General features: G+C 68.3%; 20 protein-coding genes and 1 pseudogene. 12 read left to right on the top strand and 9 right to left on the bottom strand.

Translation table 11 applies throughout. The features are described from left to right. Nucleotides 1–144: 144 nt before the first annotated feature. The 5 genes from OG395_RS49400 to OG395_RS49380 form a co-directional block, all read right to left on the bottom strand. Entirely contained in the window at nt 145–1,608 is a 1,464-nt protein-coding gene (locus tag OG395_RS49400) for an MFS transporter (RefSeq protein ID WP_327248751.1), read from the bottom strand. Then, nucleotides 1,608–2,069 carry an SRPBCC domain-containing protein gene (locus tag OG395_RS49395; protein ID WP_327248750.1) on the bottom strand — a complete coding sequence of 154 codons (462 nt, stop codon included), beginning with the start codon at nt 2,067–2,069 and terminating at the stop codon, nt 1,608–1,610. The genes OG395_RS49400 and OG395_RS49395 overlap by 1 nt, the downstream gene beginning before the upstream one ends. Next, nucleotides 2,066–2,389 (bottom strand): ArsR/SmtB family transcription factor, encoded by a 324-nt coding sequence (locus tag OG395_RS49390; protein ID WP_327249709.1) that lies wholly within the window; start codon nt 2,387–2,389, stop codon nt 2,066–2,068. Before OG395_RS49390 ends, OG395_RS49395 begins: the two co-directional genes overlap by 4 nt. A 261-nt stretch (nt 2,390–2,650) precedes the next feature. Further along, complete coding sequence (locus OG395_RS49385) at nt 2,651–3,103, bottom strand: DUF6262 family protein (protein ID WP_327248749.1); 453 nt, start codon at nt 3,101–3,103, stop codon at nt 2,651–2,653. Continuing rightward, nucleotides 3,093–3,296, bottom strand: a complete 204-nt coding sequence (locus OG395_RS49380) for a hypothetical protein (protein WP_327248748.1) — start codon at nt 3,294–3,296, stop codon at nt 3,093–3,095. The genes OG395_RS49385 and OG395_RS49380 overlap by 11 nt, the downstream gene beginning before the upstream one ends. A gap of 161 nt (nt 3,297–3,457) precedes the next feature. Between OG395_RS49380 and OG395_RS49375 the strand changes: the two genes are divergently transcribed. Then, a complete protein-coding gene (locus OG395_RS49375) occupies nt 3,458–4,354 on the top strand; it encodes an aminoglycoside phosphotransferase family protein (RefSeq protein WP_327248747.1) in 897 nt (298 codons plus the stop codon). Between the two features lie 66 nt (nt 4,355–4,420). Here OG395_RS49375 and OG395_RS49370 read toward each other — a convergent pair whose 3' ends face one another. Next, on the bottom strand, nt 4,421–5,356 hold the full coding sequence (locus tag OG395_RS49370) for a tyrosine-type recombinase/integrase (protein WP_442818806.1): 936 nt from the start codon (nt 5,354–5,356) through the stop codon (nt 4,421–4,423). A 183-nt stretch (nt 5,357–5,539) separates the two neighbouring features. Between OG395_RS49370 and OG395_RS49365 the strand changes: the two genes are divergently transcribed. The 4 genes from OG395_RS49365 to OG395_RS49350 all read left to right on the top strand — a co-directional run bounded on the left by OG395_RS49365 (nt 5,540) and on the right by OG395_RS49350 (nt 10,208). Beyond that, the gene (locus OG395_RS49365) at nt 5,540–5,902 is read left to right on the top strand and encodes a hypothetical protein (protein ID WP_327248746.1); all 363 of its coding nucleotides are present in this window, start codon (nt 5,540–5,542) and stop codon (nt 5,900–5,902) included. A 112-nt stretch (nt 5,903–6,014) separates the two neighbouring features. Further along, nucleotides 6,015–7,070, top strand: coding sequence for a hypothetical protein (locus OG395_RS49360; RefSeq protein ID WP_327248745.1), 1,056 nt, complete (start codon nt 6,015–6,017; stop codon nt 7,068–7,070). A gap of 383 nt (nt 7,071–7,453) precedes the next feature. Continuing rightward, the gene (locus tag OG395_RS49355) at nt 7,454–8,668 is read left to right on the top strand and encodes an IS110 family transposase (protein WP_327248744.1); all 1,215 of its coding nucleotides are present in this window, start codon (nt 7,454–7,456) and stop codon (nt 8,666–8,668) included. 325 nt (nt 8,669–8,993) lie between these two features. Further along, entirely contained in the window at nt 8,994–10,208 is a 1,215-nt protein-coding gene (locus tag OG395_RS49350) for an IS110 family transposase (RefSeq protein ID WP_327241975.1), read from the top strand. Nucleotides 10,209–10,221: 13 nt separating this feature from the next. Here the strand turns inward: OG395_RS49350 and OG395_RS49345 are convergent, their stop codons facing one another. Next, on the bottom strand, nt 10,222–10,818 hold the full coding sequence (locus tag OG395_RS49345) for a DUF2231 domain-containing protein (protein ID WP_327248743.1): 597 nt from the start codon (nt 10,816–10,818) through the stop codon (nt 10,222–10,224). A gap of 853 nt (nt 10,819–11,671) precedes the next feature. Here OG395_RS49345 and OG395_RS49340 point away from each other — a divergent pair. Beyond that, the gene (locus OG395_RS49340; protein ID WP_327248742.1) at nt 11,672–12,406 is read left to right on the top strand and encodes an NUDIX domain-containing protein; all 735 of its coding nucleotides are present in this window, start codon (nt 11,672–11,674) and stop codon (nt 12,404–12,406) included. 1 nt (nt 12,407) lies between these two features. On the opposite strand, the gene OG395_RS49335 is transcribed toward OG395_RS49340, so the two are convergent. Then, nucleotides 12,408–12,893, bottom strand: coding sequence for a hypothetical protein (locus OG395_RS49335; protein WP_327248741.1), 486 nt, complete (start codon nt 12,891–12,893; stop codon nt 12,408–12,410). 151 nt (nt 12,894–13,044) lie between these two features. Between OG395_RS49335 and OG395_RS49330 the strand changes: the two are divergent. The 3 genes and pseudogenes from OG395_RS49330 to OG395_RS49320 form a co-directional block, all read left to right on the top strand. Beyond that, nucleotides 13,045–13,428 (top strand): annotated as a pseudogene (locus OG395_RS49330) (integrase); the annotation flags it as partial. A gap of 161 nt (nt 13,429–13,589) precedes the next feature. Beyond that, nucleotides 13,590–16,988 (top strand): S8 family serine peptidase, encoded by a 3,399-nt coding sequence (locus OG395_RS49325; protein WP_327248740.1) that lies wholly within the window; start codon nt 13,590–13,592, stop codon nt 16,986–16,988. Between the two features lie 98 nt (nt 16,989–17,086). Beyond that, on the top strand, nt 17,087–18,265 hold the full coding sequence (locus tag OG395_RS49320) for an IS701 family transposase (protein ID WP_442818699.1): 1,179 nt from the start codon (nt 17,087–17,089) through the stop codon (nt 18,263–18,265). A 142-nt stretch (nt 18,266–18,407) separates the two neighbouring features. Here the strand turns inward: OG395_RS49320 and OG395_RS49315 are convergent, their stop codons facing one another. Then, entirely contained in the window at nt 18,408–19,082 is a 675-nt protein-coding gene (locus OG395_RS49315) for a hypothetical protein (protein WP_327248739.1), read from the bottom strand. Nucleotides 19,083–19,253: 171 nt separating this feature from the next. Here OG395_RS49315 and OG395_RS49310 point away from each other — a divergent pair, with 171 nt between their 5' ends. The 3 genes from OG395_RS49310 to OG395_RS49300 all read left to right on the top strand — a co-directional run bounded on the left by OG395_RS49310 (nt 19,254) and on the right by OG395_RS49300 (nt 23,395). Continuing rightward, entirely contained in the window at nt 19,254–20,465 is a 1,212-nt protein-coding gene (locus OG395_RS49310; protein ID WP_327248738.1) for a HupE/UreJ family protein, read from the top strand. Nucleotides 20,466–20,646: 181 nt separating this feature from the next. Beyond that, nucleotides 20,647–22,137: a metallophosphoesterase family protein gene (locus OG395_RS49305; protein ID WP_327248737.1), complete on the top strand. Its 1,491-nt coding sequence runs from the start codon at nt 20,647–20,649 to the stop codon at nt 22,135–22,137. 133 nt (nt 22,138–22,270) lie between these two features. After that, on the top strand, nt 22,271–23,395 hold the full coding sequence (locus tag OG395_RS49300; protein ID WP_327248736.1) for a COG1470 family protein: 1,125 nt from the start codon (nt 22,271–22,273) through the stop codon (nt 23,393–23,395). Nucleotides 23,396–23,430: the final 35 nt, after the last annotated feature.

Raw genomic sequence — 23,430 nt, 5'->3', positions numbered from 1 at the left:
GCAGCGACACCGAGGACCTCGGCGCAGGGGGGCGCAGGGGTGCGCTGGTGAGGCTGGGGCCTTATCGCCGGATTCGGGTCCGGCCCTCCATGGAATGCGGAACAGGAATCACGCCAGGAGCGAGCCAAGGGTGTGTCCCGTAGATCAAGGTGAGGTCGACGGTGCCCTGGTAGATACGTTCTCGCTTGCGTCTGCCGACACACTGCGGGATAGGCCGGATCGCTTGCTGAGGAGCGTCAACGCGGTGATCAAGGCGAGAGCGGCGAAGACGCCAGCTGCCCCAAACGCGGCATGCTGCCCGGTGGTGAGTGCGAGCGGTGTCGGACCACCGATCGCGGACGTGCGGGCGGCAGCGACGCTGGTGCAGATGGCAGTGCCGAGGGCGGTGCCGACGGCGAAGGAGGTGTCGGCGAGGCCGGCGGCCAGGCCTGAGTCCTTTTCGGTGACGCCGGTCAGCGCGGCGATCTGTCCGCATACCGTGACGGCGCCCATTCCCGCCCCGAACAAGAACAGGGCCGCCGGCAGAAGACTCATCGGGCCACCGGCCGGTATGCGCGTGAGCAGCAGGCAGCCACAACCGAGCAGGACGGTCCCGGCGGCAGCTACCCGCCCCAGGCTGAGCCTGGGCACGATCCGTTGGCTCAGCAGGGCGCCTGCGGCCGCGGTGACGGTCATCATCGCGGCCGCCAGCCCGAACTGCGCCGCCGGCCAGCCGAGCACCTGCTGCACGAAAGAGGTGAGGGTGACGAGCATGCCGTCGACGGTCATGCCGGCGATGAGCAGGAGGAGGTTGCCGCCGATCAGCATGCGCGAGCGCAGCGACTGAAAGGAAACGAGGGGGGCCACCGATCGCTTCTCGATCAGGATGAACATCCAGACCAGCACGGCCACGGCGGCCAGTAGCCCGATGGTCCGTCCATTCGCCCACCCGGATGTCGGCACCCGGGTGATCACGTATACGAGCAGGACGAGTGCCGGGGCGATGGTCAGCGCACCAGGGAAATCGAAGGAACGGGAGCGTGTTCGGTCCCGGCTTTCGCGCAGCATGGCGGGGGCGAGCACCAGCACGAGGGTCCCGACCGGGACGTTGACCCAGAACACCCACTGCCAGCCGAAGATATCGGTGATGATGCCGCCCAGTAGTAGACCGGCGGTGGCGCCGAACCCGCCGAGGCCGCCCCAGATACCGAGCGCCTTGTTCCGCTCGATCCCTTCGGGGAAAGTGTTCATGACCATCGACAATGCGGCCGGAGCGATGATCGCGGCCGAGACGCCCTGCACCGCCCGGGCGGCCACCAGGGCCTGGATGGATGGAGCGAGCCCGCACGCCAGCGAGGCCACGACCCGCAGCACCATCCCGGCGATGAACACACGCCGACGGCCCAGCAGATCCGCAGCGCGGCCGCATAACAACAGCAGCCCGCTGAAGGCCAGCGCGTAGGCCGTCACGGTCCATTGGATGGCAGGACCGTGCAGGCGAAGGTGGCCTTCGATCGCGGGCAGAGCGGCGAGCAGGCTGGTGCCGTCCAGAATCGTCATGAAGAACGCCGTGCCCAGCAGCGCCAGCACCCGCCAACGGCGAGTCTGCGAAAGGTTGCTCGTGGTCATCACTGTTGCTCGATGCTTCGCAGCAGTTCGGCGGCGAGCGCGTCAAGCCACTTGCCGGTGCCCTGCTCCCGCCAGCTTGGTTCTTCGCGGCCGTCGAGGAAGGTGCTCTGCTCGGTGAGTAGCAGCCGGGTGCCACCACCCTCAGGGTGGAACTCCACCGTCGTCAGCGACACTGTCGCAAGGTCTTGCCCCTCGGACAGAGTGGAGGTGTAGACGATCCGCTCGTCCTGGACGATGTCGCGGTACCAGGACTCGAAAGTCAGCACCGGCCCACCGCCAGAGCGGCCGCGGTTGACCTCCCGCCCACCGACGCGGAAATCAAGCTCGTGCTCGGCGTCGGGGCCGGCGAACCAGCGGGCCTTTGCTTCGGGGGCGGCCCACGCGGCGAACGCTGTGGCCGGTGAGGCCGCGTAGAGGCGTTCGAGGGTGAACGTGGCATGCGTGACCACGTGATCGGTCATTGTGCGCTCCCTTGATCTGGGCTGTCGCAGTGTTCGGTCAGGTAGTCGCCGAGGCGATCGAGGCGGTGTTCCCAGACAGTGCGCTGCGCAACGATCCAGTCCTCGGCCATTCGCAGCACACCCGGCTCGATGTGGCAGGTGCGTACCCTTCCGGCTTTCTCAGACCGGACCAGTCCGCACGCCTCCAGTACCTGTAGGTGCTGCATCACCGCTGGCAGCGACATGGCCAGCGGCCGGGCCAGCTCACTGACCGAGGCAGGCCCGCGGATCAACCGCGCAACGATGTCCCGGCGAGTCGCGTCCGCCAGCGCTTGGAACACCCGGTCCAACGAACCAGCTTGGTTAAGCATGCGCCTAACTATTCGATGCCGGCAGCGAATAGTCAAGCATTTGGTTAACTTTTCTTCCGTCGGGGGTGCGCCGTTCGCTCGCATACGTCTCGTCCCGGAGCGCGCGCCCGGGCCCCACTTCTCACAAATGACCGTTATCTTGAGCCCCCGAGATGGTCAGGGCTGTGACCTGGGTGTCCTCGTTGCGGACAACGTCCGCAACGAGGACCGGCGGAGTCGACTGCCCTTGGATCAGCGCGGGCCGATCGATACCGAAGAGCGGCGTGTGGGAACGGGGTCCGGTGCTGGGCCATCAAGATCGTGAAGTCCAGCTGTGCGGAGGCGTCCGAGAGCTTCGGCGAGCTGTCGGCGGAGCCGGGTGTTCTCTTCTGCGAGTTCACGGTTACGGGAGTTCGCAGATTCGAGGCGGCGTCGAAGGGACGGGTCACTGCTGCGTTGCCGCGACGGGATCGATGGCTCGGCCTTTTGCCGGTCGAGCCCTCTGAGGCGTCCAATCTCGGCGCGGATATCAGGCTGGGTATAGAGCCAGGGGCGGGAGACCAGGGCTTTTCGGGCGACGGTTTCGAAGGTCACCGCGGTGCCGACGTCGTCGAGTTCGCGAAGAGCACGGATGGTCTTGGCTCGGGTGAGTTCATGTCGATGTTTGGCTGCCGTAATCAGGTGCTGTGTGTTGTCAGCCCGCATCGGAGACTTCCTGTCCGTCTGACTCGTCGTCGATCTCCAGAGCCGTGATGATCCGATCGATGTTGCCCAGCACCTGCTGGTTCATTTCCACCAGTCGTTGCTGCCCTCGGGCCTCTGCGGCGGAAATGATCTGGACGATCTGGCTGCGCTGCTGGTGATGCTGCGGCAGGAACTCCGGAGTTGTGATGAACATCGGGCAGCTCAGACACGCTTCTCTGAACTTGGGGCCGGTCCGTCCCGAAGCCTCTGATCTGCAGCTCTCTGAAACCGAATCGGTGATGGCAGAGGCATCACAGCGAGATGTTCCGGAGAGCGCGAGCCGCTCCCCCTGCCGCCTCAGTACTGTGACTTCGCATGACCGACACCGAGATCGAGATCACCGCAGACCTGGTCCGCGACCTGCTGCAGGAGCAACATCCAGACCTTGCAGGGCTGGCCATCCGTGAGGTGGCAGGCGGGTGGGGCAACCAGATGTGGCGTCTCGGGGACGAGTTGGCCGTGCGCATGCAGCGCATGGACCCCACCCCGGAGCTCCAGCTCAAGGAGCGGCGGTGGCTACCCGTGCTGGCTCCGCGCCTGCCGCTCCCGGTGCCGACTCCGGTGCGGTTCGGCGAACCGTCCGAGCGCTTCCCCAAGCACTGGACCGTGATGACGTGGGTTCCCGGCGAGCCGCTGGACCACGGCTCGATCAGCCGCGGCGACCACGCGGCCGACACGCTGGCGGGCTTCCTCCGGGCGCTCCACGTGGAGGCGCCCGCCGAGGCTCCGATCTCTACGGACTTCGGTGCCCATCCCAGGAACTGCACGGAGGGCTTCGAGAACTTCTTCCGGGCCGTTGGCCCCAACGACATCGCTGCCGACGTCCGGGTCGTCTGGGACGACGCCGTTGCGGCCCAAGCGTGGGAGGGCCCGCCTGTGTGGGTGCACGGCGACCTCCATCCCGCGAACGTCGTCGTCTCGGACGGAACGCTCTCGGGCATCGTCGACTTCGGTGCCATGTTCGCCGGCGATCCGGCGTGGGACCTAGCCGCCGCATGGGTGCTGCTGCCCGCGGGCACGGCCGCACGGTTCTTCGACATGTACGCGCATGCGGACGAGGCGGCGATCCAGCGCGCCCGCGGGCTGGCTGCTATGAAGAGCCTGTTCCTGATGCTCATGGGGCAGAACGGAGACCGGGGCCTTCCCGGCGGCAAGCCGCACTGGGGACCTGCAGGCCGGGCGGCACTTGATCGTGTTCTGAAGGGCGTTTGATGCACGCTGCTTTAAACCTGCTCTCGATCTTGGTTGAGGTCCATGCGGCAGTCCACCTTCGTGGGTTCATCGATCACCACGCATGGTGGGGATGCCAAGGTCCACGGCCGTATGCTGCCCGTGGCCCCGATCGAGCTGGCTGAGCTTCTCCTCGGCGCCAGCCAGGCTGACCTGGAGACCCTCGACCTCGCCGAGCCAGCCTTCCGTCTCGGCTTCGGCGATTCGGGCGATCAAGTTGTCGCGGATCTCGGCCAGCCGTACCCGTTGGGCCGGGTCAGGTCGGAGGAGCGAGCATCTGACACAAGCGTGCTCATGGATGCAGGGGGATCCGAAGGCGCGTGCGCAGGTACCGATGGACACTTTCCGCTTCTCGAAGTGGGCGAGGAAGGCGTCCCACTCCTCCTCTGTCGGGATCCGGTACTCCTCGCCGGGACGGGATGCCCGTCGGCGAGCGATGAACGCCCGGTGGGCCTCGATCGTCTCGGCAGGGTAGACCGCCTTGTATCCGATCGTGGTGTCGATGTTCTTGTGACCGCAGATGACCTGGGCAATGTGCGGGGGCAGTCCGTTCATGATGGCGTCGGTGACGAAGATCCTTCGAAAGTCGTGAGGAGAGAAGGACAGTGCCTCACCTTCGGCATTGGTCAGCCCGGTCGCGGCCAGCGCATTGATCAGCAGCTTGCGGATCGCGGTCGGTGTGAAAGCGCGGCGCTCGGAGCCGATGCCGCGCTGGAACAGCAGCGGCATCGGCGGGTTCCAGACCTTCTCGCGGACGTCATAGGCGGCCACCAGCGAAACCATCCCGCCGGAGCCGCGCAGTCGACTGATGATGGCGCTGAGGACGTCGGCGAGTTCCGGGCTAACCAGCCGGAGCCGCTCGGTGTCGGTCTTGGACGGAGCGATCTGCAGCAGCGGGACGACCTCGCCGGTGGCTGGGAGCCGGTACTGGGTGACGCTGTGGTGCGTGAGTTCCAGGAGTTCCTCGTTGCGAACGCCGGTCAGACGCAGGACCTCGATCGCGGCGAACGCCCAGAAGGCTTCCTCTTCTTCATAGGACAGGTTCCGTCGGCGCCCGCTGGAGGTCTCTTCGGCCCACGTGAGGTGGCCTGCGGCCTTCGGAGCGATGGCTCTGCGCAGGGCCCCGCCGGTGCCCTGAGGCCGGGCACGGTCCTGGACGGTGAGGCGGTGATCTGGCGGGACGGCCGGCTCGACTTCGCCGCGGCGCAGTCACGGGCCGCGTCATCGGTCACCCGGGCACGTGCCCTTGCCGCCCGACATCCTGCCTCGTACGCCTGCTGGGACGTCCTGCAGCACCCTGACCCGGCGATCGGGGACTGCCGGAGCCGCCCATACACGCCGCGCCGCGCCTACCTCATGGAGTTGCTGGCCGATGGCGGGCCGCCGATTCAGGCTGTGCCCGCGACCGAGGACGGGGAGGTGGCTGCGCTCTGGTACGACGTTCTGCGGGAGCAGGGAATCGAGGGGATCTTGTGGACAGGGTTTGAAACCGCCCAATTGACCGCGGTCGGGCGTCTAGATGAAGGGTGAACTGGCATTCACTGAGGAGCGGGAGGTGAGCCAGGGGTGCTCGGCCGGCGGTGTCGGTGCAGCGTGATACGAAAGGGGGGATTTCCGACCGGCGGCGCAGCAGGGGAGAAACATGACTGAGGAGCTGGTATTCGATCAGGAGGAGGTACGGGTTCACGGATTCGAGCTGTACGAGGGAACTCAGCTCGACGTGCGCGCGGTGATCTCGGGCATGCCGAAAAACGTCAAGGACGGGTTCCTTCTCGAAGAGGTGGCCTGGAGCCGCTTCGGGCATGCCTACGGCTCGGGTCACGATGTGCCTGAGCGACTGACCCGCTTGCGCTCCCCGGATGCCGAGACGGCCGGGCTGGCCCTGGATCTACTGTGGGGCAGCGTCGTTCACCAGGGCACGGTCGGCTCGGTGGCCCCGCTGACGGTGCCATTCCTTCTACGGATCGCTGCCGACCCGTCGGCGTATGGACGTGCAGGCGTACTCGGTCTGGCCGCCGCGGCGGCGCGACGAGCGCACTGGGGATACGGCACTCGCAGTACCTTCCTCAGGGTGGCCACGCAGGAACTGCTGTGCGACTGCGGCGGTTACTTGATGAACTGGTCCATCGAAGCGTCTCGCAACGCCGTCACCGCTGATGTCGACCTGCTCCTTCCGCTTCTCGACGATGCGGACTCCGACGTTCGTACCTCCACTTGCTACACCCTGGCCACTGCTTCGGGCGAGGCAGGCCGCATCATAGGCGCCCTCCGAGCTCGCCTGATCGTTGAGAGGACTCCCCGGGTTAGCGCGAGCCTCGTGCTGGCCGTTGCGGAGCTGGGCCGCGAGCACAATGTCGCCGGCACCGCCGTCTGGGCCCGTGCCCTCTGGGCTGATCCCACACAGCCCGCAGATGTCCGAGTGGCTGCCGCACTGGCCTGGCTCTGCCTCGTAAACGATCCCGTCCCGGACGATCTGCGGGCAACGCTGGATGTTTTGGTCACGGATGGCCTGGCAGACGTCCTCGATGATGTGCCGTGGATTGCACATGTCGACGACAACGGGCTTGACCGCACCCTCGATCAAATGCTGAACAACGCGCTGCCGGGCGTCCTGTGCGATGACCCCTGGGCCAGACTCCGTCTGTGTGTGGCCGTCCCAACTCATCAGCGAAGAGATGCTCGACCACCGGCGAGATGAGGAAGTGCGCATGCGGCTCTACTGACGATCTCTGCGTGGTGTCGCCGAAGGTTCGGACAGACCCGCAGTTCAGGGCCCATACAGCCGCGCGACATCACGCCCGGAATCTCAGTAACCCGCCCCCGTTATGTTCTTCGCGGTCCTGCAAGAGGGCCGCTGGCCTCCGGGCCCGGCATGACTGTGTCCCCCTGTCGAACAGATGACCTGGGGGGTGGTGTCACCGGGCCCGGGAGGTGCCGTCGGAGACGCTGATGAGAGGTCCGGCCACTGCCCGGTCCGGCGCAATGCCGGACAGCTCGCGGGCGGCAGGTCTGCATAACGTGGATGCGCGCGTACGACACCACTGCCGAGGCCGGCACGTTCAACTCGCCTGGAGGGGCGCGATGTTCGATACCGAAGACGTGGGCGTGTTCCTCGGCCTGGACGTCGGCAAGAGTGCTCATCACGGCCACGGACTCACCCCGGCCGGGAAGAAGGTCCTCGACAAGCAGCTGCCCAACAGCGAGCCGAGGCTGCGGGCCGCGTTCGACAAGCTGACCGCGAAGTTCGGCACCGTCCTGGTGATCGTGGACCAGCCCGCCTCGATCGGCGCCCTCCCGCTGGCCGTGGCCCGCGACGCGGGCTGCAAGGTCGCCTACCTGCCCGGCCTGGCAATGCGCCGGATCGCCGACCTTTATCCGGGCGAGGCGAAGACCGACGCTCGTGACGCGGCGGTGATCGCGGACGCGGCCCGCACCCTGCCGCACACCCTGCGCTCTCTGGAACTGACCGACGAGATCACCGCCGAACTGACCGTGCTCGTCGGCTTCGACCAGGACCTGGCCGCCGAGGCCACCCGCACGTCCAACCGGATACGCGGCCTGCTCACCCAGTTCCACCCAAGCCTGGAGCGTGTCCTGGGCCCCCGTCTCGACCACCAGGCCGTCACCTGGCTTCTTGAACGCCACGGATCCCCGGCCGCACTGCGAAAGGCCGGACGCCGCCGCCTCGTCGAACTCGTCCGGCCCAAGGCCCCGCGCATGGCCACTCGGCTGATCGACGACGTCTTCGACGCGCTCGACGAGCAGACCGTCGTCGTGCCAGGGACCGGCACCCTCGACATCGTCGTTCCCTCCCTGGCCCGCTCGCTCGCGGCCGTCCAGGAACAGCGCCGGGCTCTAAAAGCCCAGATCAACACCCTGCTGGAGGCTCACCCTCTTTCCCCGGTCCTGACGTCGATGCCCGGCGTCGGCGTCAGGACCGCCGCCGTCCTGCTGGTCACCGTCGGAGACGGCACCAACTTCCCCACCGCCGCCCACCTCGCCTCCTACGCCGGCCTCGCCCCCACCACGAAATCGTCCGGCACATCGATCCACGGCGAGCACGCACCCCGAGGCGGCAACCGGCAACTCAAACGCGCCATGTTCCTCTCCGCCTTCGCCTGCATGAACGCCGATCCCGCCTCCCGCACCTACTACGACAAGCAACGCGCCCGCGGCAAAACCCACGCCCAGGCCCTCCTCCGCCTCGCCCGCCAACGCACCAGCGTCCTGTTCGCCATGCTCCGAGACGGCACCTTCTACGAGTCCCGAACCCCCACCGTCACCCTCGCCGCATGACCAGGATGAAAACCCTCAAAACCGGCAGCACGAACTTGACGAAGGACATAGAGGCACCCGTTATCTTTTTCGCGGTCCTGCAACGGGACCGCTGGCCTCCCGGCCCGGCATGACTGTGTCCCCCTGTCGAAGGCATGACCTGGGGGGTGGTGTCACCGGGCCCGGGAGGTGTCGTCGGAGACGCTGATGAGAGGTCCGGCCACCGTCTGGTCCGGCGCAATGCCGGGCAGTTCGCGGGCGGCAGGTCTGCATAACGTGGATGCGCGAGCACGACACCGACGCCGAGGCCGGCACTGAGAACACCCCTTGGGGAGAGGGAGTAACGATGTTCGACACGACCGAGGTGGGCGTCTTCCTGGGCCTGGACGTCGGCAAGAGCACCCATCACGGGCACGGGCTGACCCCGGCGGGGAAGAAGGTCTTCGACAAGCCGCTGCCCAACAGTGAACCCAGACTGCGGGCCGTCTTCGACAAGCTCACGGCGAAGTTCGGCACCGTGCTGGTGATCGTGGACCAGCCCGCCTCCATCGGCGCCCTCCCGCTGACCGTCGCCCGAGACGCCGGCTGCAAGGTCGCCTACCTGCCCGGCCTGGCCATGCGGCGGATCGCCGATCTCTACCCGGGCGAGGCCAAGACCGACGCGAAAGACGCCGCGGTCATCGCGGACGCCGCCCGCACCATGCCCCACACCCTGCGCACCCTGGAGCTGACCGACGAGATCACCGCCGAGCTGACCGTGCTCGTCGGCTTCGACCAGGACCTCGCCGCCGAGGCCACCCGCACCTCCAACCGGATACGTGGCCTGCTCACCCAGTTCCACCCCAGCCTCGAACGCGTCCTCGGGCCCCGCCTGGACCACCAGGCCGTCACCTGGCTGCTGGAGCGCTACGGATCCCCGGCCGCCCTGCGCAAAGCCGGCCGCCGCAGGCTCGCCGAGCTCATCCGCCCCAAGGCCCCGCGCATGGCCACCCGACTGATCGACGACGTCTTCGACGCCCTCGACGAACAGACCGTCGTCGTCCCGGGCACCGGCACCCTCGACGTCGTGATCCCCTCCCTGGCCCGCTCGCTCGGCGCCGTCCACGAACAACGCCGAGCCCTGGAAACCCAGATCAGCACCCTGCTGGAATCCCACCCTCTTTCCCAGGTCCTGACCTCGATGCCCGGCGTCGGCGTCAGGACCGCCGCAGTCCTGCTGACCACCGTCGGCGACGGCACCAGCTTCCCCACCGCCGCCCACCTCGCCTCCTACGCCGGCCTCGCCCCAACCACCAAGCAATCCGGCACCTCGATCCACGGCGAACACGCACCCCGAGGCGGAAACCGGCAACTCAAACGTGCAATGTTCCTCTCCGCCTTCGCCTGCATGAACGCCGATCCCGCCTCCCGCACCTACTACGACCGCCAACGAGCCCGAGGGAAAACCCATACCCAGGCCCTCCTCCGCCTCGCCCGCCAGCGCATCAGCGTCCTGTTCGCCATGCTCCGCGACGGAACCTTCTACGAACCCCGAACCCCCGCCGTCACCCTCGCTGCATGACCAACCCAAACAGTCACAAACCAGGCGGCATGACCTTGACGAAGAACATAGAGGCACCCCCCCCGCCGTCGGACTCGGTTGTTGCGAAACGGCCATGCCAGACCGCCGTCGCACCCGATTCACCGATTCGGTACACGTCAATGGCCGCACCGACGGCCACGACCAGAGCAATCACCAGCACCACGACGCGCGCCGCAACGGAAGATGCCAGCCGAGCCACGACGGACACCCCGCCCTCCGTTGGGCTGTCGGCCGCACCGCTGCGCTCACGCTCTCGGCGAGGGCCGGCCCGGCCGAGCAGCCAGACGGCGACCGTCAGCACGAGCAGGGCGATCGCCCACGGAGTGAGCCCGGAGCCCATCTCGGCGTGCTTTTCCAGCAGCGCGCCCTCCTGAACCCGCTCCTCCAGCCACTCGCCGGATTCGGTGGTCAGCACCACCAAAGCAAGGGTGATCAGCCCCAGTACCGGCAGCACCCAGCTGAGCCGGCGCGCTGCCGAAGGCCACAGCGCACAGGCGACGAGCGCTAACGCCGTCAGCGGGACCAGCACCACTGCGCCGTGAACGAAGAGGGGATGGCCAGGAAGGCCGTTGATCAGCCCGACATTCACGAGACCTCCTCCAGCAGGCCTACACGGCAAATCAGGTCAAAATACTGTGTTTCGGGCATTATCTGGGCAGACACATCCGAGTACGGGGGCGTGCGCACGTATGGAACAGCACCCGGAGCCCTCCTCTTCCCGGGAGAAATGCACTGCAGGACGTGTGCAGTCCGTAGAGGCAGGGCAAAGGTCGTTGATCTGTTCGGGGCGTAGGCGGCCGTGGTTGGCGTCGGCGAGTTGCAGGTGGGTGGCGATGCGGCGGATGACTTCGTTCGCGTTCACCCCTATCAAGCTGGACCACCCCAACCCGTTCGGCGTCACCGCCGTGCTGATGAATGAGGGCGGCTACCGCGTGCGCGTGACCGAAGCGTTCACCCGCTGACCTCGCGATGACACGGAACCAGCCTCGACTACGCGCCCCGCCGCAGGCGGGACGTCGACGAACGGAGCTACGTAGATTGTCCTTACTCACCGCCGCCATCGGCACCGTCACCGCCGCACCACGTGAGACTCGGCTCGGTTCGTTCCGGGTGAGACCCCAGTGTTCGAGTCCCCACTGGGGGTCCGACTCCAGGCCAGGGAGCGACCGCAGCCGGACGTGCTCCGTGAGGGGGTCGCCCGCCTTGCGCGTCATCACCTACGCGTTAACGACGCGGTCGTCCAGTTGGGCCTTCGACGGGCGGCAGGCCCAGTGTCTGCCAGGCTCGCTTGGCGTCGGCCAGCCCTACCAGGGCGGACAGCTTCCGCTGCCAGTCGTTGTCGTCTATTCCAGCGGTCCGGTGAGTCCCGAGGAGATCCAGACAGCCTGCTTCAGGATCGGAACGGCCTCTACGATGAGCCGGTGCCCGAGACGCTGCCCCCCGTGGGTATTGACCTCTTCGATGTTGAACGGCTTCAACTGAAGGAGGCTGAAGCGCCACCGCTGTCACCCGAGGATGAATCGGCCAGAGACCATGTGTGGGAGAGGGCGGTTCAGGCCAACCCGACCCTCTTCGACGGGCCGGTGGTGGCGTGTGCGGGACTGGGGTGGGCCGGGTCGCGCACCCTGAGCCTCTCCTGGGTACGTGTGACCTACCGGCACTACGCCCTGCGCCGGGTAACGGGCGCCACCGCGCTGCCATCGTTGTTCGTCAACATCGTCCAGCCGACAGATGACGGTCGTGTACTGGCAGCGAGGATGTCGCCGTCCACTGCTGCCCCGGGCCGCTGGCAGCTGCCTGGAGGTTCGGTAGAGCCGCCTCAGGACGGCGAAGCTCTGGATGAGGCCGCACTGGGCGGCCAGGCAGCGCGGGAGCTGGTCGAGGAGATGGGCATCGACACGCCTCCCGGCACGTTGCGACTGTGGGCCGTTACCCGTGGCGAGAACAGCAGCATCGGCCTGACCTACCTCGCCCCGGCCCTGCCGGAGTCAGTGCTGCGCGAGGGCTTCGCCGCTGCGGCGAGGGCGGAGCGCGCCCAGGGCCGTGACCCCGAACTCGACGAGATTGCGCTGGTGCGCTCCCCGGACGAGCTGGCCGGCCTGATCGGTCCGCACGCGGACTACTTGGAGCCGGTCGTCCGCCGGTACACGCAGGCGCCGCTTCGGAACGACGCCTGACTCAGCCGCTGGCGAGGAAGTCGCGGGCGCGTTCGTCGAGTTCGGCCGCGCACCGCAGGCCGCGGGCCCGGAACCTGGAGAGTTCGCCCCTCATGCGGCTGACGGCCTTGCGGGTGCGGACGGAGCGGACGCCGTCCATGTGGTCGATCGCCCGGTGCCAGGTGGCGCATGCCTGCTCGATGCCGCCGCGCTTGAGGTGCATCTCGGCGCCCGCGACCAGGTCGAGAGCGACGATCCGGGCGTAGGTTACGGCTGGGCGGGCGGTGGCGGCGAGGGCGTACTGCTCGGCGGCGGCCCCGTAATCGCCCAGGGTCTCGTGGATCTTAGCGGTGCGGGAGTACACGGAGGCCGCAGGCGGGCCCCATGTCAGGGCCCAGAACTCGACCTCATCGCCGGGGGCGGCGGTCAGTAGGACGCGGGCCTGTTCGGCCTCGGCGAGGGCGCCACGGCGCTTGCCGATCTTGGCCAGGGTGTGCGCGTGGACCACGCGGAACAGCGCTTCGGTTTCGGCGTCGACCCTGCCGGTGCCGATAAATCATCCACCCAGGTGGAGGTCTTGATCGACTGACCCCTCAGGTCGCGCTCGCCGACCACTCCGATGTCTTCACGTGCACAGACGCGGACAACATCATGATCTCGTGCTGCTGCGCCTGGCCTACCTCGCCGCGACCAAAACCCTCTCGCTCCTGCGCCTGCTGCCGATGAGCGACCGGGACAAAGACATCGAGAACCTTGCACTTCGGCACCAACTGCTCGTCCTGCAACGCCAGGTCGGCAAGCCCACGTTCACGGACACCGACCGCGCTGTCCTCGCCGGCCTGCACCACCACCTCCCGAGGCAGAAGCTGCACGAGCTCCTGCTGCTGGTACACCCGGACACGATCATGCGGTGGCATCGCAACCTGCTCGAGCGATGACATGCCGCCACCTGCGTACCGAAGCGGCGTGGACGCCCACCCACGGTCCGGTCGATCCGCACTCTGATCCTGCGCCTGGCTCACGAGAATTCCTCGTGGGGCCACGATGAACGACGGCCTGCTGGAGTTGCGGGACTGGCTGGTGGAGAACAAGATCGCCCGGATCGGCATGGAGGCGACGGCGTCATGGGGTCGCCCAGATCATCCGGCACGGTAAGGACATCACCATCGTCCCTGAGGAGGCCCAGCCGCTGCTGGATGCCGGCGTGCTGGACCCGAGGCTGTTCGAGATCGACGACCTGATCGCCCAGGGCTACACCGACGGCCGTGACCTGCCGCTGATCGTGCAGAACGCCGACGGCTCGTCAAAAGCCCCGGAAGGCGCGCACCCAACCCGCGCGCTGCACGCGGTCCGTGGTCTGGCCGCCAGGCTCAAGGCCAAGGACACCGGCCGGATGTGGCAGGGACTGCGCGACAAGGAGGACGGCGCGAGCCGTACCCGCCTCGCCGACGGGGTGAAGCACGTCTGGCTGGACGGCAAGGTCACCGCACAGCTGGACAAGAGCGTCCCGCAGATCGGCGCCCCGCAGGCATGGGCCGCCGGCTACGACGGCACCGGCGTCAAGGTCGCCGTCCTGGACACCGGCATCGACGCCAACCACCCCGACATCTCCGGCGCTCTGGTCGAGGCCAGGAACTTCTCCGACTCCGCCGACGCCGTCGACCGCCACGGCCACGGCACCCACGTCGCCTCCACCGTCGTCGGCACCGGCGCCGCCTCCGGCGGGCTCTACAAGGGGGTCGCGCCCAAGGCCCAACTGCTGGTCGGCAAGGTCCTCGGCGACAACGGCAACGGCAGCGACTCCTCCGTTCTGGCCGGCATGGAATGGGCCGCCAACAGCGGCGCCCGCGTGGTCAGCATGAGCCTGGGCGCGCCCTTCATATCCGACGGCACCGATCCGATGAGCACTGCGGTCAACAACCTCACCGCGGCCACCGGCACCCTCTTCGTCATCGCCGCCGGCAACTCCGGCCCGGACGCCACCACCCTGGGAACCCCCGGAGCCGCCGACTCCGCCCTCACCGTCGCCGCGGTCGACAAGCAGGACAAGATCGCCTCCTTCTCCAGCCGCGGCCCGCGCTACCTGAACCACGCGATCAAGCCGGACATCGCCGGCCCCGGCGTGGACATCGTCGCCGCCCGCGCCAGCGGCACCGCCATGGGCGCACCGCTCAACGCCTCCTACACCAGCGCCAGCGGCACCTCGATGGCCACCCCGCATGTCTCCGGCGCCGCCGCGATCCTCGCCCAGCGCCACCCCGACTGGAAGGCCGCCGACCTCAAGGGCGCCCTGATGGCCTCAGCCAAGGTGCTCGGCCACAGCGCCTACGCCGAGGGCTCCGGCCGGGTCGACATCCCCGCCGCACTGAACCAGACGGTCTGGGCCGACAACGCCTCCTTCGGCCGCTTCCCGTACGGCCAGCAGGTCGCCCCGATCACCCGGACGCTGACCTTCCACAACACCGCCGGCCACGACACCACCGCCAGCCTCAGCGCGATCCTCAAGGACGAGCGGGGACAGGTCCACAACGGCGTTCTCACCCTCGGCGCGGACACCCTGACCATCCCGGCCCACGGCACCGCCGACGTCACCGTCACCGCCGCGCCGGACGCCGCCACCGGAGACGGCGCCTTCACCGGCACCGTCACCGCCACCGGGGACGGCGTCACGGCCCACGCCACCGTCGCCTTCCAGCGCGGCCTGCGCCGGTACGCGATCCGGGTCAAGGCCACCATGCCCGACGGCACCCCTGTGCCCTCCGGTGCCCGTCTCACCCTGTACGACCTGCGCAACAACAAGCCGCCGGTGTCGGTCGCCTTCGGTGCCGGCGGGGTCGCCACCGCCAACGTCCTGCCCAGCCGCTACACCGTCCTTGGCAACGTGCCCGGTACCTCCGGCGCGGTCTGGCTCAGCCTCGCCTTCCCCGACATCAACGTTACCGACCAGGACGTCAGCCTCACGGCCGACGGCACCAAGGCCAAGGAGATCTCCGTCCAGGTCCCGGGCCGCACCGACCGCGCGAACGTCGGGCTCGCCATCGCCCGCCGCTCCGACGAGCAGCAGCTCGGAGTCTCCGTCGGCCTGTCCGGCGGCACCGTCGGCACCACGTTCTACGCGTTGCCGACCACCACCCCCGCCCAGGACGGGTACTTCAACTACACCAAGTTCTGGAACGCCCAGTCGCCGGTGTACCGCGCCAAGGCCCTGCTGCCCGACGGGCAGCTGGACCTGAACGCGGCCGGGTTCAACTTCGCCGCCCGCTTCGACGGCACCCGCAACCTCAAGGTCGCCGACGCCGGTCACGGCACCGACACCGACCTCGCCACCACCGACATCGCTGGCAGGCTGGCCCTGGTCCGCCAGGGCACCGAAGAGATGCCCACCGTACTGAAGCGGCTCGCGGCCAAGGCACCGGCCGGCGTCATGGTGGTGCTCCCGAACAATCAGTGGACGTACTCCTCCGCTCCCGTACGGGATTTGCCGATCTTCTCGGTGACCAAGTCCCTCGGAGACCGGGTGGCCGACGCCGCGGCCGAGGACACCGTCGTCGTCCGGCTCACCGGCACGCTGAACTCCAGCTACGCCTACAAGGTCGTCAAGGCTCAGATGGAGGGCATCGGCCAGGACCAGTCCGTCACGACGCAACAGCGGGGCTTCGCGACCGTGAATGTCTCCGACCACCTGCCCGCGGCCGACCGGAACGCCGCCGCCTATACCCAGGAAGCGTGGACCGGCGTATCCAGCGAGACCAATACCGGCATGAACTCGCTGCCGTTCTTCGAGATGGGATCCAGCCGCACGGAGTACTTGTGGGCGGACAAGACCGCCTGGAGTCGCATGGCCTACCCGGCCAACGCCAGTGCGTCGATGATCTCCTCGTTCCGCGCCTACAAGGCCGGCAGCTACGAGCACCAGCACTGGTTCCAATCGGTGCTGCACCCCGCCACCAACGCGGACGCGCCCTCCGGCGCCCGTCCGTTCCGTGACAAGAACAGCATGTCCGTCGTGTTCTACCCGCGGGTCTCAGCCAACGGCCGCTTTGTGGAGAGCGGCAGCCCCCGGATCGAGGAGCAGAAGGCCTTCCGGGTCTACGCCGACGGGCAGCTCCTTGGCAGCACGCCCTCCACGGGCGCCCTCGTCAAGAACCTGGCGCCGGAGGCGCACGAGTACCGGTTCGAGCTGGACCAGACCCGTACCACCCCCTGGTGGTCGGTGAGCACCCAGGCCCACACCGAGTGGACCGTCACCTCCGCCGCCCCCGAGGACGACGGCAAGGTCGACCTGCCGATCCTGGAGGCCGACTACGATCTCGAAGACGTCTCCATCAACAACACCGTCCGCGCGGGCCGCGAGCACGACCTGAAACTCAAGTTCCGCATCGGCGCCGACCAGCCCGTCAAACTGACCTCGGCGAAGATCGAGGTCTCCTACGACGGCGGTACCACCTGGAAGACCCAGCGCGTCAAGCTCGACCAGGCCACCGCCCACACCGAGCTGGACGTGCCGCGGAACGCCACCGGTATCTCCCTGCGCATCAGCGGCAACGACGCCTCCGGCTCCGCGATCACCCAGACCGTCACCGACGCGGTCCGCGTGGGCTGATCCTCTCGGTCGGCCCGGTGACCCAGGGTTAGTACTGCAACCGCATCTGCCGTGACAGGTGCTGGACTGGCTCGTTGTTCCGACTGTGCGATGAATCGTTGACGGTTGATCAGGTCGAGTCGTGGTCCGAGGGGATAGCCGGGTTCCACGCCCGGTTCGCCCACCGTTTCGGCAGGTCGGAGCCCCGCGAGCGGGCGTCGGACTACCTGAACGGGCTGCTCGCGCCGCTTGAGAAGAAGAACGGGTGGACGCTGTCGGAGCAGGTCGGGCAGTTGCGCCCCGACGGCGTCCAGCGCCTGCTCAACCACTCCGACTGGGACGAGAACGCCGTCCGCGACGATGTGCGGGACTTCGTCGTGGAGACCATCGGCGCCAAGGACGCGGTGCTGATCGGTGACGACACCGGCTTCCTGAAGAAGGGCACCAAGTCCGCCGGCGTCCAGCGTCAGTACACCGGCACGGCCGGCCGCACGGAGAACAGCCAGGTCGGAACATTCCTGGCCTACGCCTCCGCCAGGGGGCGGGCGTTGATCGACCGCGAGCTCTACATCCCCGTCTCCTGGACCGATGACCGTGACCGCTGCCGCGCGGCCGGGATCGACGACGAGGTCCCCTTCGCGACCAAGAACGAGCACTTCAAGTGGATGCTGCAACGCGCCATCGATGCGGGTGTCCCGTTCGCGTGGGTCACCGCTGACGAGGCATACGGGCAGGTCAAGCACCTGCGCGTGTGGCTGGAGGAACGTCGGGTCGCGCACGTGCTGGCCACGAAGGTCAACGACACCGTGATCACCGCGCGCGGAGCGGACGCGCGGGTGGACCAGCTGGTCGCCGTGCTGCCCCGCCAGCGGTGGAAACGGATCTCCGGCGGGGCCGGCGCGCACGGTGAGCGGATCTACGACTGGGCGCGTGTCGCGATCCGCCCGTACTGGGAGAACGGCTTCGGGCACTGGGTACTGGCCCGACGCAGCGTCAGCGACCCGAGCGAGATCGCCTACTACGTCTGCTACGGCCCGGTCGCCTCCCGACTGAAAGACCTGGTCAAAGTGGCTGCCGCGAGGTGGGCCGTGGAGGAGTGCTTCCAGACCGCGAAGGGAGAGTGCGGTCTGGACCACTACCAGGTACGGCTCTACCGGGCCTGGTACCGCCACATCACCCTGGCCATGGCCGCCCTCGCCTACCTGACCGCCATCCGCGCCGCAGAAGCCACAAAAGGGGCACTCTCGACGACGAGCAAGACCTCATACCCCTCAGCGTCCCGGAGATCCGCCGGTTGATGGGCCACATCGCCGTCACACGCCACTGCCACACCAACGAACACCATCTGCACTGGTCACGCTTCCGACGACGCAGCCAGGCCCGAGCCCGCCGCTCCCACTACAAACGCCGAGGCCACAACCCCCAGATGCGGTTGCAGTACTAGGCGACCCAGACGACGATCCCGGTCAGATCGCTGAGCACGGCCGCGACACCGGCCCGTACGGCACGCCCGGCCCGTTCCGAGGTGAAGGTGGCCGGGTCGTACGACGAGGACATGCCGAGTCCCTCGCCGCGGAACGAGGCACCGGTCCAGTCGGCGGCCGTGACGTTCTCCGTCGGCTCGGCCAACTCGGCGCCGACCACGAGGAACTGCTGGTCGAGGTGGTTGGCCGTGACCACGGCCAGGGGGTCGACGAGGTCGTTGCCGGCACTGATGATCAGGTCGGGCCGCATGCCGATCGCCTCGCTGATGCGCGGGATGAACTGGTCCGGCTTCGTGGCGGTGAGGGTCCTCAGGTCGGCGTGCACCTCCTCGGCCCACGACTCCACCGCGCTCACCACTGTTCTGGTCTGGCGGTCCTTGCCCGCGGTGAGCAGCACGACGCGGTAGTCCTCCGACGGGCGGACCCCGTCCCAGGAGGCGGGCCGCGGCGTGATCGTCGCCTCCGGGGCCGGTGATGCCGTCGGATCGGAGAACCCCGGGCTCAGGGTGCCGACGGCGCTCGGCTTCGGGTGCGGCTCGGACCAGTCGTCGCCGGAGCTGCATCCGCCGACCAGTACGGCGGTCGCGACTGCCGCGGCCAGCGTGCAGGCAGGCAGAAGCCGAGAGCGCATGGGGATCGTCCTTTGTAGTGGCGTGAGTGCGCCTACTTCCTACCTCATGGCGCGCGATTTTCGGCCAGTGGGCCGACTTGTCCGATCTTGCTTCCGCGTCAGTTCATGCACGCGCCACCGGCGATTCGTCTGGGCCCAGCAGATTCCGTGCTCCGACCGAAATGGAGTCACATGTTTTCCGCCGCCGGGCGTCGCGCCTATGCCACCGTCGCCGTCATCGTCGCGGCCGTCCTGCTCGGCGCCGTGCCGGCGCTCGCCCACGGTTTCAGCTCGACCGTGTACGCAGATCTCACGTCGCCCGAGGCGGGGCATGTCCGTACCGAACTCCAGCTGGAGTACGACCTGCTCGTCGTCTCCGCCGCCGACTACGAGAAGGACGATCCGCTGTTCCGGGCGGGCACCGCGGCGTTCGACAACGGCGACGCGAAGGAACAGGCGGCGTCGCTCGACGGCCACGCCGACTCGGTCGTCGCCTACGTGACCCGCCGCTTCGGCGTCACGGCCGGGGGCCGGGAGTGCATACCGGTCAGGGACGGCGACTTCACGATCGAGCGACGCGAGGGAGTGCCGTACGCCCTGCTGGTCCTCGACTACCGGTGCCCGTCGTCCGCCGAGGCGCACGAGGTGCGCAGTGGGCTGTTCCCGGACTCCGAGGGCTATGTGCGCGACACCAAGACGATCGTCGCCTACGACCTCGACCTGACGTCCGGAAGCACGGCCCTCGACGCCGAGCACCGGTCGTTCTCCACCCGGCAATCCGGGGCCGAGCGGTTCTGGACCTTCTTCCGGCTCGGAGCCGAGCATCTGCTCGCCGGGCTCGACCACATTCTGTTCCTGCTGGCGCTCGTCGTCGGATCACGCCGGCTGCGCGAAATCGTGCTGGCGGCCACGACCTTCACACTGGCCCACTCGGTGACCTTCGTCCTGGCCGCCCTGGGGCTCGTGCAGGTTCCGGCGTGGTTCGTCGAGCCCGCCATCGCGCTCTCGATCGCGGTTGTCGCGGGCTGGCACCTGTGGCGGCTGTGGCGACGCCGGTCCCACGCCACGGACCTGAAGACGTTCGGCCGCGGCCATCTCACCTTGGACCGCGCGGGCTGGACGCGGCTCGCGGTGGTGTTCTGCTTCGGCCTCGTGCACGGACTCGGCTTCGCCTCGGCGCTCGGGATCGACCGCGCCTGGTCGTGGACGCTCCTGTGGTCGCTGCTCGTCTTCAACGTGGGCATCGAAACCGTCCAACTGGCCATCGTGGCGGCAGTCTTCCCGGTCCTTGCCCTGCTGCGCCGGCGTCGGCCGGTCGCCGGGCTGTGGACGACGGGGGCGGCCGCGGCGGGTGTGTCCGTCATGGGCCTGGTGTGGTTCGTGCAGCGGGCCTTCGGGATCTGACGGACGGTCAGACTTTGGGTAAGTGGAACGGTCCGCTTCTCCCCGGTTCATCAGGACATCACGTTCTCATGTGATTTTTACCGAGTTCTTACCACCACCCCCCCAGCTCTCAAACGAACGGAAGCTGATGAAGCTCGACAAGGGGGCCCAGAGATCTGGGCTCATCCGTCACCGAGTGGCCATGAGCGCCACCGCGGTGGCCCTCGGCGTGACCATGGCCTTCGGCAGCGGCGTCATGACCGGGGCCCACGCCGAGACCTCCGCGACGCCCGCCGGAATCGTCCTCGGGGTAGGCGCCAACGAATCGCAGCGCGTCGTGTCCTGGTACACCCCGGCCGACTCGGCCCAGGTGGTCCAGGTCGCGCCGACCTCCCAGCTCGTGGGCGGCGAGTTCCCCGCGGACGCTGTCACCTTCCCTGCCACCGTCGCCGCGAACAAGGTCAACGGCGGCTACAACGGGCACGCGACGATCGACAGTCTCCGCGCGAACACCGCATACTCCTACCGCGTCGGATCCCAGGGCAGCTGGTCCCCGGCGTACTCCTTCAAGACGCAGGAATTCAAGGGCGACTTCGACTTCCTGTTCTACGGCGACCCGCAGATCGGTTCGTCCGGCAACGTGGACAAGGACGGCGCCGGGTGGAAGGACACCCTGGACGTCTCCCTCGCCGCGAACCCGAACGCGGAGCTGCTGGTCTCCGGTGGTGACCAGGTGGACAGCGCCAACACCGAGACGCAGTGGAACGCGTTCCTCGGGCCCGACAAGCTGCGCCAGTACCCGTGGGCGGCCACGATCGGCAACCACGACGTCGGCGGCAGGGCGTACGAGCAGCACTTCTGGACGCCGAACACCGACCGCTCCGCGCCGTACTACAACGGCGCTTCGGACACCCGGTCGGGCGGCGACTACTGGTACACGTACAAGGGCGTCCTGTTCATCGACCTGAACAGCAACGCGTACTCCAACGGTTCCGACGCCGCGCACATCAATTTCGTCAGCGACGTCATCAAGAACCACGGTGCCGACGCCAAGTACACCGTGCTCGTCTACCACCACTCGATCTACTCGCCGGCCGACCACGCCAACGACGGCGACAACAAGCAGCGCCGCCAGGACTTCCCGACCGCCTTCTCCAAGCTCGGCGTCGACCTGGTCCTTCAGGGTCACGACCACGCCTATTCCCGTAGCTACGTGATCAAGAACGGCAAGAAGGCGCACCCCGGCGAGCAGCCCGGTGCCGCCCAGGTGGCCCAGGGTCCCGGCGGCGTCATCTACGTGACGGCGAACTCCGCGTCGGGGTCGAAGTACTACGACCTCACCGCTCCCGACACGAGCAAGGACCCGAACTACGGTCCCGACCCGCTGAACCCCAAGAACCACTGGGCCAACTCGGTCGAGAACCAGGAGCACGTCCGCACCTACGTCAAGGTCCAGGTGCGCGACAACAAGCTCGTCGTCGAGAACCTCCGCAGCGGCACGTGCGCCGGGCCCAACGCCGCCGTGGAGCTGAACAAGGTGAAGTGGTGCGGCCCGGACAGCGGCGCCACCCCGGCTCAGCCGGTCGGCTCCGCCGTCGACTCCGTGGTGATCCACCCCTACCGCGGCGAGGGCTGGGACAAGCGCGCCAACGTGGCCACCACCACCCCGGCCGGGTCCAACTGGCTCCAGTAGTCGACACGGGGTGACGCCGGGACTCTCGCGCCGCCCGCGCCGAGCCGTTCCGGCCCGCTCCACCGGTGGGGTGGGTACCGCCGGGTACCCACCCCACCCCCCGTTCCGCTCCCACTCGCCCGAGGATCTTCAGATGCGCCCGCCCAGACCGCGTACCACCACCGCTGCCGCAGCCCTCGCCCGGTCCGCCGTCGTGGCCCTGCTCGCCGTGCTCGCCTTCCTCGGAACGGGGGCCGGACCCGCAGCGGCGGCGAACGGCAACGTCTCCTGGGCCATCAGGACGGCCTCCAACGACTTCGGGTCCGACCGGCCCAACTACAGCCACACCGTCAGTGCCGGCGGGCATGTCGACGACGCACTCGTGGTCGTCAACCACGGCGCCACGCCGCTTCACCTGGCCGTGTATGCCGCGGACGCGTTCACCAACGAGGCCGGCAGGCTCGACCTGGTCGCCAAGGACGCGAAGTCGAAGGGCGCGGGCGCCTGGGTCCGTACAAACCGGCCCAACGTGACGGTCCGGCCCGGTCGGTCGGTCGAGGTGCCGTTCACGCTCACCGTCCCGCACGACGCGGCGCCCGGCGACTACATGGGTGGCATCGTCACCTCGTCGGCGGACGGGACCGATGCAGGCCGTCGTCTCGGCATCCGGATCCGGCTGCGCGTGGGCGGAGCGCTCGAGCCGAAGCTGTCGGTGCAGGACCTGCACGTGCGGTACTCGGGCACGGCGAATCCGGTCGGCAAAGGAGACGCCACCGTCACCTACACCATCCACAACACGGGCAACGTCATCCTGACGGCACGTCAGACAGCTTCCCTGTCCGGCCCCTTCGGGCTCGTGGAGGCCCGCGCAGGCCACATCGACGACTCGCCCGCGCTGCTCCCCGGCGAGACCTGGAAGGTCACCGTGCCCGTCCACGGCGTGGCTCCCGCGCTGCGGGCGGCGGGGACGGTCACCCTCGTTCCGCTCCTGACCGACGTGTCGGGCTCGGTCGCGCCGCTCCCCGACGTGGAGACCACGACGCACGCCTGGACCATTCCCTGGACGCTGCTGCTCTGTGTCGTCGTCCTGTGCGGGCTGGTGGCCGCCGGATGGGTATCCCGGAGCCGCCGTCGTCGTCCCGAGAATCCCTCCGAGTCCGCCTCGGCCTCAGCCGAGGGTGAAGGTGATCACGGCCTGAGCCGGGAAGCGGAAGGCGCCACCGAGCATGTCGGAGCGCTTGATCAGGACGCCGAGACCGGAGCCCGCGGAACCCGGTGACGGGTAGATCCGGACGGGGCCCCGCAGGGCGGGCG

The sequence above is a fragment of the Streptomyces sp. NBC_01320 genome (assembly GCF_035974375.1).
GTDB lineage: Bacteria > Actinomycetota > Actinomycetes > Streptomycetales > Streptomycetaceae > Streptomyces > Streptomyces yanii.
Note: the sequence above shows the minus strand (reverse complement) of the source record. Positions and strands in the feature narration are given on the sequence as shown.

Excerpts from the sequence above, each read along its gene's own strand:
- OG395_RS49350 (WP_327241975.1), top strand. The coding sequence starts at position 8,994 with ATGTTCGACACGACCGAGGTGGGCGTCTTCCTGGGCCTGGACGTCGGC.
- OG395_RS49355 (WP_327248744.1), top strand. The coding sequence starts at position 7,454 with ATGTTCGATACCGAAGACGTGGGCGTGTTCCTCGGCCTGGACGTCGGC.
- OG395_RS49310 (WP_327248738.1), top strand. The coding sequence starts at position 19,254 with ATGTTTTCCGCCGCCGGGCGTCGCGCCTATGCCACCGTCGCCGTCATC.
- OG395_RS49395 (WP_327248750.1), bottom strand. The coding sequence starts at position 2,069 with ATGACCGATCACGTGGTCACGCATGCCACGTTCACCCTCGAACGCCTC.
- OG395_RS49300 (WP_327248736.1), top strand. The coding sequence starts at position 22,271 with ATGCGCCCGCCCAGACCGCGTACCACCACCGCTGCCGCAGCCCTCGCC.
- OG395_RS49315 (WP_327248739.1), bottom strand. The coding sequence starts at position 19,082 with ATGCGCTCTCGGCTTCTGCCTGCCTGCACGCTGGCCGCGGCAGTCGCG.
- OG395_RS49360 (WP_327248745.1), top strand. The coding sequence starts at position 6,015 with ATGACTGAGGAGCTGGTATTCGATCAGGAGGAGGTACGGGTTCACGGA.
- OG395_RS49305 (WP_327248737.1), top strand. The coding sequence starts at position 20,647 with ATGAGCGCCACCGCGGTGGCCCTCGGCGTGACCATGGCCTTCGGCAGC.
- OG395_RS49380 (WP_327248748.1), bottom strand. The coding sequence starts at position 3,296 with ATGTTCATCACAACTCCGGAGTTCCTGCCGCAGCATCACCAGCAGCGC.
- OG395_RS49385 (WP_327248749.1), bottom strand. The coding sequence starts at position 3,103 with ATGCGGGCTGACAACACACAGCACCTGATTACGGCAGCCAAACATCGA.
- OG395_RS49400 (WP_327248751.1), bottom strand. The coding sequence starts at position 1,608 with ATGACCACGAGCAACCTTTCGCAGACTCGCCGTTGGCGGGTGCTGGCG.
- OG395_RS49375 (WP_327248747.1), top strand. The coding sequence starts at position 3,458 with ATGACCGACACCGAGATCGAGATCACCGCAGACCTGGTCCGCGACCTG.